At 61.3% G+C, this 10,408-nt stretch carries 9 protein-coding genes and 1 pseudogene; 4 read left to right on the top strand and 6 right to left on the bottom strand.

The features are described from left to right. Positions 1–116: 116 nt before the first annotated feature. Positions 117–977 carry a pirin family protein gene (locus tag ACRESH_RS21165; RefSeq protein ID WP_431743801.1) on the bottom strand — a complete coding sequence of 287 codons (861 nt, stop codon included), beginning with the start codon at positions 975–977 and terminating at the stop codon, positions 117–119. A 119-nt stretch (positions 978–1,096) separates the two neighbouring features. Here ACRESH_RS21165 and ACRESH_RS21160 point away from each other — a divergent pair, with 119 nt between their 5' ends. The 3 genes and pseudogenes from ACRESH_RS21160 to ACRESH_RS21150 all read left to right on the top strand — a co-directional run bounded on the left by ACRESH_RS21160 (position 1,097) and on the right by ACRESH_RS21150 (position 3,326). Next, a complete protein-coding gene (locus ACRESH_RS21160) occupies positions 1,097–1,561 on the top strand; it encodes a DUF3859 domain-containing protein (RefSeq protein WP_431743800.1) in 465 nt (154 codons plus the stop codon). Positions 1,562–1,700: 139 nt separating this feature from the next. After that, positions 1,701–2,471, top strand: a pseudogene (locus ACRESH_RS21155) (MCP four helix bundle domain-containing protein); the annotation flags it as partial. Beyond that, on the top strand, positions 2,463–3,326 hold the full coding sequence (locus tag ACRESH_RS21150; protein ID WP_431743802.1) for a methyl-accepting chemotaxis protein: 864 nt from the start codon (positions 2,463–2,465) through the stop codon (positions 3,324–3,326). The pseudogene ACRESH_RS21155 and the gene ACRESH_RS21150, both read left to right, overlap by 9 nt. Positions 3,327–3,386: 60 nt before the next feature. Here ACRESH_RS21150 and fabB read toward each other — a convergent pair whose 3' ends face one another. The 5 genes from fabB to ACRESH_RS21125 all read right to left on the bottom strand — a co-directional run bounded on the left by fabB (position 3,387) and on the right by ACRESH_RS21125 (position 10,272). After that, a complete protein-coding gene (gene fabB, locus ACRESH_RS21145) occupies positions 3,387–4,607 on the bottom strand; it encodes a beta-ketoacyl-ACP synthase I (RefSeq protein WP_431743799.1) in 1,221 nt (406 codons plus the stop codon). Positions 4,608–4,618: 11 nt separating this feature from the next. After that, complete coding sequence (gene fabA, locus ACRESH_RS21140) at positions 4,619–5,134, bottom strand: 3-hydroxyacyl-[acyl-carrier-protein] dehydratase FabA (RefSeq protein ID WP_431743798.1); 516 nt, start codon at positions 5,132–5,134, stop codon at positions 4,619–4,621. Positions 5,135–5,345: 211 nt separating this feature from the next. Continuing rightward, positions 5,346–7,271 carry an ATP-binding protein gene (locus tag ACRESH_RS21135; RefSeq protein WP_431743797.1) on the bottom strand — a complete coding sequence of 642 codons (1,926 nt, stop codon included), beginning with the start codon at positions 7,269–7,271 and terminating at the stop codon, positions 5,346–5,348. Next, positions 7,268–8,161, bottom strand: a complete 894-nt coding sequence (locus ACRESH_RS21130; RefSeq protein ID WP_431743796.1) for an ABC transporter substrate-binding protein — start codon at positions 8,159–8,161, stop codon at positions 7,268–7,270. Before ACRESH_RS21130 ends, ACRESH_RS21135 begins: the two co-directional genes overlap by 4 nt. Next, positions 8,161–10,272 (bottom strand): TonB-dependent receptor plug domain-containing protein, encoded by a 2,112-nt coding sequence (locus ACRESH_RS21125; protein WP_431743795.1) that lies wholly within the window; start codon positions 10,270–10,272, stop codon positions 8,161–8,163. Before ACRESH_RS21125 ends, ACRESH_RS21130 begins: the two co-directional genes overlap by 1 nt. Here ACRESH_RS21125 and ACRESH_RS21120 point away from each other — a divergent pair. Next, a complete protein-coding gene (locus tag ACRESH_RS21120; RefSeq protein ID WP_431743794.1) occupies positions 10,266–10,403 on the top strand; it encodes a hypothetical protein in 138 nt (45 codons plus the stop codon). The two genes, ACRESH_RS21125 and ACRESH_RS21120, sit on opposite strands and share 7 nt — an antisense overlap. The last annotated feature ends 5 nt before the right edge of the window (positions 10,404–10,408 follow it).

Below are 10,408 nucleotides of genomic sequence, written 5' to 3'. Positions count from 1 at the left end.
GGGCTTTGCTTCGCAAAGCCCGGAAACTGGGGTATCAGCTTGTGGCAGCCTAAGAGACTTAAGAATCAGTGGCTTATATTTTGTTTGATGAGAGCGGGTTTGCCCCGCGATCAATCTCAAGGCAACTCGATCCGCTCGCTTTCCCCCGGCACCGTCGGCCAATCCCCAGCCGCCCAGCGCGCCCGAGCCTGCTCGATCAGCGCCGGATCACTGGCAACGAAGTTCCAGTTCATCCGCCGTGGCCCATCCAGTGGTGCGCCACCAAACAGTACCAGCTGGCTTTCGCTCTCGACATACAGGCTCATCTCTTCGCCTTCAGGCAACACCACCAAGCTGTGGGGTTCGACGGCCTCGTCGTTGAGGAATACTTCACCGTCCAGCACATACAGCGCACGTTCGGCATGCTCGTTGGGAATGCTCAGAGTGGTAGCAGCCTGCATCTGCACCAGGGCATAGAGCGTCGGCGAGAGCACCGGCACCGGTGATTCCAGGCAGAAGCCGCTACCGGCAATCAGGCGAATATTCACGCCGAGATTGTCGCTGACTGGCAGGCTGGCAGCCGGGTGATGGCTATAGTGGCTGTCGCCTTGTTCGACGTCCTTGGGCGAGGCCAGCCAGACTTGCAAGCCATGCAGTCGCGAACCCCTTGCCAGCAGATCGGCGGGGGTACGTTCGACATGGGCAACACCGCGGCCGGCGGTCATCCAGCTGACGTCTCCAGCCTTGACCCGTTGATCGGAGCCGAGGCTGTCCTTGTGCAGCAACTCGCCTTTGAACAGGTAGGTGAGGGTGGACAGGCCGATATGCGGGTGCTGGCGGATGTTCACGCCCTTGCCGGCGGTGTAGTCGGTTTCGAGCATGTGATCGAAGAACACGAACGGTCCGACACTGCGGCATTGTGCCGAAGGCAGGGGGCGCAGGATTGGTTGGCCCTCGACGGACTCGGCGCGAGGGCGGATGATCAGGGGATTGCTCACGGTGGGCTCCAGGCCAGGGGCGATTGCCTTGAGCATAACCTGTTACGGGCAGCCGTTCCGTCATCAGATTGTCATGCCAGCGTCATAGCCTGCCGCCATCAATCCTGATGGAGTGCATCATGTTTTCCAGTCGTTTCAGCGCAGTGTGTGGTCTTTTGCTGGTTAGTGGCCTGGCCAGTGCCGAGGTCCGGGTAGAAGGGCCAGTCGAGTACGGCCTGTTCGAAACGCGTCACCAGAACTTCCAGCCCGGTGAACGGGTGCTGACCCAAAGCAACCAGACTATTCAGCACACCGACCAGATCCCGGCGCGCCTGGGCAGCAAGTTCGGTATGCGCTATCGCCTGGAAGGCAAGATGGCTGAAGACACGCCGCTGACCCTGCTGTACCTCACCCCGGGGGTGCGCACCCCCGATGGCAAGCGCCATGATAAATTCGAAGTGGTGCAGAAGCTGGTGCCCGGGGCTGCCCAGGATGTAATGGCCTACGAGTTCACCGAAAATCACGAAGTGGTGCCGGGCCAGTGGCATTTCATGGTCTTTCAGGGTGATCGTCTGCTTGCCGAGCAGCGTTTTACTGTGCGCTGAGGCTGTATGCGCTTGCCATCGTGATGAGCAGGCGTTTTGATATCATGTTTTCGTCTAACGCAATTCTTCCACGGCCCGATATCTTCTAGAAGCAAGGACAGCTGCATCGTTTTGCAGCGCTTTTGGAAGGAGCCGCAAGATGAGTTTGAGAAGCATCAATATCGCCCCCAGAGCGGGCTTGGGGTTCGGCCTGGTGGCCTTGCTGGTGTTTGCCTTGGGCGGCTTTGCTCTGATGCAGATGACCAGCATGCGCCAGCAGTCCGAACAGGTCGACAGCAACTGGCTGCCCAGCGTCATCGCGGTGGGGAAGATGACCCAGGACACCCTGCGCATTCGAGCCTTGACCCTGCGCCTGCTGATCAATCGTGACCCGCAGTCGCTGCAGCAGAACAAGGCGCGCATCGAGGACATCAAGGCCGGCCTGAGCAAGGCGCAGCAACAGTATCAGGCAGTGATTGTCCTGCCTGAAGAGCAGACATTGTTCGACCGCTACTTGAAGATTGAGCGGCAGTACCTGGGGTTGCAGGCCCAGGTGACCCAGTTTTCGGTGCAGGGCCAGGTCGATGCGGCGACTGCTCTGGTCAATGGCGAAATGAACCAGTTGGCCGACCAGATGACCGCCACGCTCAACGAACTGATTGCGCTCAATAACCACCACGCCAATAGCGCTACCGACCTGGCCGAGGCGGTGTACAACAACGCCCGGGTCTGGGTGATTGGCCTGTTGCTGGGCGCACTGGTGATGACGGTGATCCTGGCGCTGACCCTGACCCGCAGCATCGTCCGCCCCCTGGCCCAGTCGCTGCAGGTGGCCGAGGTGGTGGCCACTGGTGACCTGACCCCGCAGATTGCCGTACAGGGCAAGGACGAGCCAGCGCGGCTGTTGACGGCCCTCAAACAGATGCAGCAAAACCTGCGCGAGACCATTGGGCGAATTTCCGACTCGCCCAGCCAGTTGGCTTCGGCGTCCGAGGAACTCAGTGCGGTGACTGAAGATGCCACGCGCGGGCTGATGCAGCAGAGCCAGGAAATCGAGCAGGCGGCTACGGCGGTCAATCAGATGACGACGGCAGTGGAAGAAGTGGCGAGCAACGCGGTAGCCACCTCCGAAGCGTCTCGCGAGTCGGACCGGATTGCTCGCCAGGGCCGTGAACAGGTGCGTCTGACCGTAGCCTCGATCGAGTCGCTGGCGGCTGGCGTGACGTCCAATGCCGAGGAGGTAGGGCAGCTGGCGCAACAGGTGCAAGGCATTACCAAGGTGCTGGATGTGATCGGTGCCATTGCCGAGCAGACCAACCTGCTGGCCCTCAATGCTGCGATCGAAGCCGCCCGGGCAGGGGATGCCGGGCGCGGGTTTGCCGTAGTGGCCGATGAGGTGCGGGCGTTGGCGCATCGCACCCAGCAGTCGACCCGGGAAATCGAGCAGATGATCCATGGTATTCAGCAAGGTACTGATCGTGCCGTGGAGGGTATGCAGCAGAGCAACGACCGTGCCCGTAGCACCTTGGAAGGGGCTCACGCCGCAGGGGCGGCACTGGAGGAGATTGCGACAGCCATCAGTCTGATCAACGAGCGCAACCTGGTGATCGCCAGCGCCTCCGAGCAGCAGGCGCAGGTGGCGCGGGAGGTGGATCGCAACCTGACCAACATCCGCAACCTGGCGATGCAAACTTCGGCGGGGGCCAACCAGACCAATGCGGCGAGTCAGGCGTTGTCGCAGTTGGCGATTGACCTGAATGGGTTGGTTGGACGGTTTTCGGTTTGATATATAAACAAAAACGCCCCGACGAGTCGGGGCGTTTCAGCAAAATAAGGGAGCTAGCCCTTACTTGCCTTCCCAGCGCTTGAGCACCAGGGTGGCGTTGGTGCCGCCGAAACCGAAGCTGTTGCTCATCACGGTGTCGATCTTGGCGTTTTCACGGGTTTCACGCAGAACCGGCAGGTCAGCCACTTCCGGATCCAGCTCGTCGATGTTGGCGGAACCGGCAATGAAGTTGCCTTCCATCATCAGCATGCAGTAGATCGCTTCATGAACGCCGGCGGCGCCCAAGGAGTGACCGGACAGGCTCTTGGTCGAGCTGATGGCCGGGGCCTTGTCGCCGAACACTTCACGCACACCCTTCATTTCGGCAACGTCGCCAACCGGCGTCGAGGTGCCGTGGGTGTTCAGGTAGTCGATCGGGGTGTCGACGGTGGACAGCGCCTGCTGCATGCAGCGGATTGCGCCTTCGCCACTCGGGGCAACCATGTCGTAGCCATCGGAGGTCGCGCCGTAGCCGACGATCTCGGCGTAGATTTTCGCGCCACGGGCCAGAGCGTGCTCCAGCTCCTCGACCACGACCATGCCGCCACCACCGGCGATGACGAAACCGTCACGGTCGGCGTCGTAGGCGCGGGAGGCCTTTTCCGGGGTGTCGTTGCGCTTGCTGGACAGGGCGCCCATGGCGTCGAACAGGAACGACTGGCTCCAGTGCTCTTCTTCACCACCACCTGCGAAGACGATGTCCTGCTTGCCCATCTGGATCTGCTCCATCGCGCTGCCGATGCAGTGCGCACTGGTGGCGCAAGCCGAGGCGATGGAGTAGTTCAGGCCCTTGATCTTGAACGGGGTGGCCAGGCACGCCGAGACGGTGCTGCTCATGGTCCGGGTGACGCGGTACGGACCAACGCGCTTGACGCCTTTTTCGCGCAGGATGTCCAACGCTTCCATCTGGTTCAGGGTCGAAGCGCCGCCGCTGCCTGCGATCAGGCCGGTACGCGGGTTGGATACCTGTTCTTCGCTCAGGCCCGAATCCTTGATCGCGTCGGCCATCGCCAGGTAGGCGTAGGCAGCGGCGTGACCAACAAAACGGAAGACCTTGCGGTCAATCAGTTCTTCAAGGTTGAGGTCAATGGAGCCGGAAACCTGGCTACGCAGACCCATTTCGGCATATTCCGGGTTGAATCGGATGCCAGGGCGGCTTGCACGCAGGTTGGCGGAGACGGTCTCTTTGTCATTGCCCAGGCACGAAACGATGCCCAGACCAGTGATAACGACGCGGCGCATGCGGATAACCCTTAGAAGTTGTCAGTGGAGGTGAATACGCCGACCCGAAGGCCTTCGGCGGTGTAGATCTCGCGACCGTCGACACTGACCGAACCATCAGCGATGGCCATGTTCAGCTTGCCCTTCAGGACGCGCTTGATGTGAATGTTGTACGTGACTTTCTTGGCGGTTGGCAGAACCTGGCCAAAGAACTTGACCTCACCGGAGCCCAGGGCGCGACCGCGACCTGGCAGGCCTTGCCAGCCGAGGAAGAAGCCGACCAGCTGCCACATGGCATCAAGGCCCAGGCAGCCTGGCATTACCGGATCACCTTCGAAGTGGCAGGCGAAGAACCACAGGTCCGGGGTGATATCCAGCTCGGCGACCAATTCACCTTTGCCGTACTTGCCACCCTCGTCGCTGATATGGGTGATGCGATCCACCATCAGCATGTTCGGGGCGGGCAGTTGCGCGTTACCTGGGCCGAACAGCTCGCCGCGACTGCAGCGCAGCAGGTCTTCCCGAGTAAAGGCGTTTTGTTTGGTCATGCGAGCTCCTCAATAGTCCCCGTGCGGCAGGGGGCAAATCTTCCCGGCCGACCCAAAACACTTGTACTTGGGGCGGCAGCCTACACATAGACTATTGCGTTGTAGTGAAAGTCACAGCGCACGGGGCAAAGAAGTACACTTGTGCACTGAAATTTTATTTTCAGGCCTTTAAAGGGGCCTGTCCAGTGTCTAAGACTGCCGCAATTTCAGATTAATCGCCAGTCGCAGCTGACTGATCGGGCAGCCAACGCTGCAGAATCTGCTGCAGATCAGTACGTTTGAACGGCTTGGCCAGGTAATCGTTCATCCCCGCACTCAGGCAGCGCTCGCGATCACCCTGCAAGGCGTTGGCCGTGAGGGCGATGATCGGCATGGCGGCGGCCTGGGGCAGCTGACGGATGCGCCGGGTGGCTTCATAGCCATCGATGATCGGCAGCCGGCAGTCCATCAGCGTGGCGGCATAGTGCTGGCGGGCGACCTGAGACACCGCCTGGGCGCCGTCCACGGCAATGTGCACCTCGAATCCCAGGCTGCGCAGCATGGCTTCGATCACGGTCTGGTTTACCGGGTTGTCTTCCACCAGCAGGATCCGCCGGCCCTGGCCTTCTTCTTCACGCTCGCTGTTCTGGCTCGGTAGACACGGCGCTTGCTGCACCGGCAGGGCCAGAGGCATTTCCAGGGTAAAGGTCGAACCCTGGCCTTGACGACTTTCGCCGCGCAAGGTGCCGCCCATGCGTTCAGCCAGCGTGCGCGCAATCGACAGGCCCAGACCCGTGCCGCCGTAACGCCGGGAAATCGAGCTGTCGGCCTGCTGGAAGGCGATGAACATCGTTTCCAGGCGCTCGCTGTCGATACCGATGCCGGTGTCGTGCACCGCGCAGGCGAACCAGATCAACTGGCGGTCCAGCACCTGCCAGCGTGGCTCGATACGCACGCTGCCATGCTCGGTGAATTTCAGCGCATTGCCCACCAGGTTGAGCAGGATCTGGCGGATCCGCGTAGGGTCGCCGACCACTTGCAGTTGCTCCATGCCCGGCGCCAGCAACAGTTGCAGATTCAAGCCCCGCTGGGCGGCCAGGTGCTGGAAGGATTGCACGCAACTGCCGATCAGTTCGCCGAGGTTGAAGTTGATATGTTCCAGTTCCAGATTGGTGCGCTCGATCCGGGAGAAATCGAGAATGTCGTTGATGACCTTGAGCAGATGGCCGGTCGATTCAGTGGCCACGGCGGTGTATTCGACCTGCTCCTCGCTCAACGTCGTGGTTTCCAGTAACTGCAACATGCCCAATACACCGTTCATGGGCGTGCGCAGCTCATGGCTCATCATGGCCAGGAAGTCGGATTTGGCCCTGTTCGCCTGTTCAGCTTCCTCGCGGGCCTGGATCAGTTGCGACATAGCCTGTTGTTGTTCATGACTGGCCTGAGCCAAGGCGCGGGCCAGGTTGTTGATGTGGCGGGCCAGATGGCCGAGTTCACTGTCGTCGACCACGGGCAAGGGGGCATTGAAGTCGCCTTGCTGGATGGCTTTGACCGCATGGCCCATATCGCTGATCGGTTTGGCCAGGCTCAGGGCCAGACGGCGGGCCAATAGAAAGGTGAAGAGTAGGGCGAACAGGGCGAGGATCCCTGCCTTGATCACGATTTCCTTTTGCCGCTCGCTGAAAGCGTCATTGGACATGCCAACGATGACCCTGCCCAAGTAGTCATCACCGACGCTCTTCAAGGGTTGCTTGCCACTGTGCAGGAAGTCGTTATCCAGGCGGATCTGTTGCAGGCGGATTGGGGCCTGGAAGACCTCGACCTGTTGCGCGCGATTGTCGTGCTCATCGGGTTGTTCGACGTACACCAGGATATGGTTGCTGCTGTCCTGTACCTCAAGAAAGCGCACGTGGGGAATGCTCAAGGTGGCGCGCATCAGGCTTTCGAGCACTTCGTCGTTACCGGCGATCACGCCGTACTCCGACGCTGGCGCCAACTGGTTGGCGATCAACTGGCCAGTGTGGTTGAGCTCCTGGCGCAGGTCCTGGATCCGCACGAAGGTAAAGAAGCTGATCAGCAGCAGTGTCAGCAACAGCGCCGGACCCAAGCTGATGATCTGCGTGCGGGTATGAATGTCCCAGCTCAGACGACGCCTCATGGTCTGCGTTCTCCTTCGCTCAGCGCCAGGGCGGCGCTTTCGGGATCGATGGATTCAATGCCCAGGGCGCGGGCGACCTGCTGGTTGCCGACGACACTGAAATGTTCGGGGTAAAGGCTGCGCGGCCACCTGCCTGGCGGTTGATCGAGCAAGCGGTCGAGTATCACCAGCCAGTGGTCCTGGTTGCTCAGGGTACTGGCCAGGGCGCCGGCGCGGACAAAGCCGGCGTTGGGACCGATCAATGCCATCTGCCGTGCGTAGCTGCTGAGCAGCAGGTTTTTCGCAGTCTTGGAGTTGTACAGCTGGGGATCGTCGATGCCCAGCAATACATCGCTGTTTTGCAGCAGGTTTTGCAGCGGACGACTGTCGCGTAGGTCCGGCCAGTCTTGGGCGATAATTTCAAGGCCCATGGGCTTCGCTGCACGGCGTAGTTCTTCGAGGAGGAAATGGCTGTGCTCGGCGTAGAGCACGCCGATACGTCGGGCTTCAGGCAGCAGGTAGCGGGTCAAACGTAGCTGACGGTCCAGGGGTGGATCGCTCCACAACAGGCTCAGGTAGGCCGGGCGCAGATTGCCTAAGCGCTTTTCGGCCTGGACTCGACTCACCCGCAAGGCCAGCGCCGGTGGTCCTGCTGTTTCACTTAAGCGCCATTCCAGGCTGGTGCTGTCGAGCAGGATCAGGCGGGTGGCGGGATTCAGCCGGGATGGGCGGGCAAGCTCGGTCACCGGTACGAAGCGAACCTTGTCGGCGGGGCGGCGTTCACGCAGGGCCTGGACGAATTGCTCGACACCGGGACTGTCCAGGCTGGCGGTGAGCAGGATTTCGCTGGCCGACAGCGCGGCCAATGGCCACAGGCAGGCCAGTAGCAGCCAGCACCGCAACTTACGCATCAGAACTCCAGCTCCGCACTGAAGTACAGGACATGGCGATTGTCATAGCGGTTGTCTGCGTAGGTGGTGGGCTCGTCGTCCAGGCGCTGCTGCAGGATGCCCGCCAATTCGAGCTGCGTGCGATTCCAGTGCAGTCGCTTGGCCACGCGCAGGTCGAGGCGCTCGAACCGGTACTGGTTGAGTTCATCGTCACCATAGTAGAACAGGGCACTGGACCAACCTTGCCCCCAGTCGCGCAACCAGCCGGCCGAGCCACTGTTGTGCGCGCTCAGGCGGCGATCCGCAGGGTTACTTGCCCAGGCATCGACGTGGGCGTAGGTCAGGCGCAGGCGATCGGTGGGGCTCAGGCGCCAGTCCAGCTGCGCTTCACTGCCGCTGAAGCGAGCGTTGTTGCTGTTGCTGGCGATGTACTGGTTGTTGCGCAGCGGCTCGCTGATCATGCCGGTGATTTCGTCGTAGAACAGCTTGAGGTCAACGCTGAGGTCGGCGTCGGCGAAGTAACCGTTATAGCCCAGTTCCCGCGAACGCATCCGCTCCTGTTCCAGATCGCCCGGTCCACGGGTCTTGACGAAATACTGGGCGCTGCGCTGGCCGAAGGCTCCCGGGGTCAGGTTGTTAACCCGATAACTCCAGTTGACATTGTTCTCGAACATATCCGGTGAGCGCACGGCTTCGGAGTACACCGCGCGCAAACCGTGGCGTGGGGTGATCAGGTAGTTCAGCGCCAGGCGCGGTGTCAGCGAACTGCCGGAACGCCTGGCATCTTCGTACATCGCCCCGCCCTGGATAATCCAGTGGTCATCGGCGCGCCACTCCAGGTGGCCGAACAGGCGCCAGGTACTGTCGTCCAGGCTGCCATTGAAGAAGGTCTGCGAGTCGGCGCGGTCATAACGGTAATTGGCGCCGCTGACCAGGCGCAGGCTGTCGGTCAGACTCAGGGTGTCCTGCAGTTCCAGGTCGTAGCGCGTTTCCCGGGTGCTCTGGTCGATATCACCGCAAACCTGGTTGGAGCCGCCGTTGCGCCATTGTTGTTGGACCTCGCGGCCCAGGGCCTGCTCTTGGGCACTGCCGGTGGGCAGTGGCGTGCGAATATTGCGTGCCACTTGTTCGGCGTAATTCGGGTTGAGCTGCCACAGGCGGGTCAGCGCCGGGCTGAACGACAGTGCCGCATCACAGGCGCGCCAGACTTGCAGGCGGTCCCAGTGCTGGGCCGAGCCTTGCAGGTAAAGGCTGTGCTCGGGGCTTAAATCGAGGTTCCAGCGCACCGAGCCGGCATAGTCCTTGGCGTTGACATCGGAATTGTCGCCACTGGCGGTGACGCCGTAGAACACCGGTTTGTAGGTGTAGGGGCGCTGGTTACTGCCTTCTTTAGCGGCAAACTGCCAGTCCAGGCTCTGGTTATTCGCCAGGGTATGGCTGACGCTCAGGTTCAAGCGGTTGAGCCGGCGGCTGTCGCGATAATCCTGGCCGTTGCCGGTTTCATCAAAGCCGTCATCCTGCATGCCGGAGAGTGACAGGCGCAGGTCGCCACCGTCCCAACCGCTACCCTGACTGGCATACCAGTCATTGATGCCGCGTTGGCCACGGGTAACTTTGAGCCGCGTACCCTGGCTGTCGGCCGGTTTGCGGGTGAGGATGTTGACCACCGCCATCAGTGCATTGGCGCCATAACTGACGGTATTGGGACCGCGAAAGACTTCGATGCGCTCGATATCCTCCATGGCCAGCGGAATGTCGCTCCAGTCCACCGTGGCCAGTCCCGCACGGTACACCGAGCGGCCATCGATCAACACCTGCATGCGCCGGGCATCGTTGACGTTGCTGCCGTGGTAGTTGACCGTGGGCTGGTTGCCGGCGCCGTAGCCGATCATCATCCCCGGCACCAGGCGTAGCAACTCGGGAATGTCGCGGGCGCCGCTGGCACGGATCAACGCGCTGTCGAGTACAGTCATGCTGCCAGGCACGGCGGCTGGTGACTGTTTGAGCCGGGTGGCAGTGAGGACCTGGGGCAGGACCTGGTTGTCGACGAACAAATCGTCAGCCAGCGCCGGGCCGCCCAAAAAGGCAGTCAACAGCAGAAGAGGGCGCGAAGCAGGGGGGCCAAATGACACGGTGCGGCCTTGGTGTCGAGTTCAAGCCGGGCATGTTAACCGAGTGGCCAGCATTTTTCAGTGCTGCGCAGGGCAATGCCGAGGTCAATTCGGTGATCTGGCGCTGGCTCTGGCACTGGCGCTCCGTATAATGCGG

This window comes from Pseudomonas sp., from assembly GCF_050739775.1.
In the GTDB taxonomy this organism is placed as follows: Bacteria; Pseudomonadota; Gammaproteobacteria; order Pseudomonadales; family Pseudomonadaceae; genus Aquipseudomonas.
This window is presented reverse-complemented; position numbering and strand designations above follow the sequence as displayed.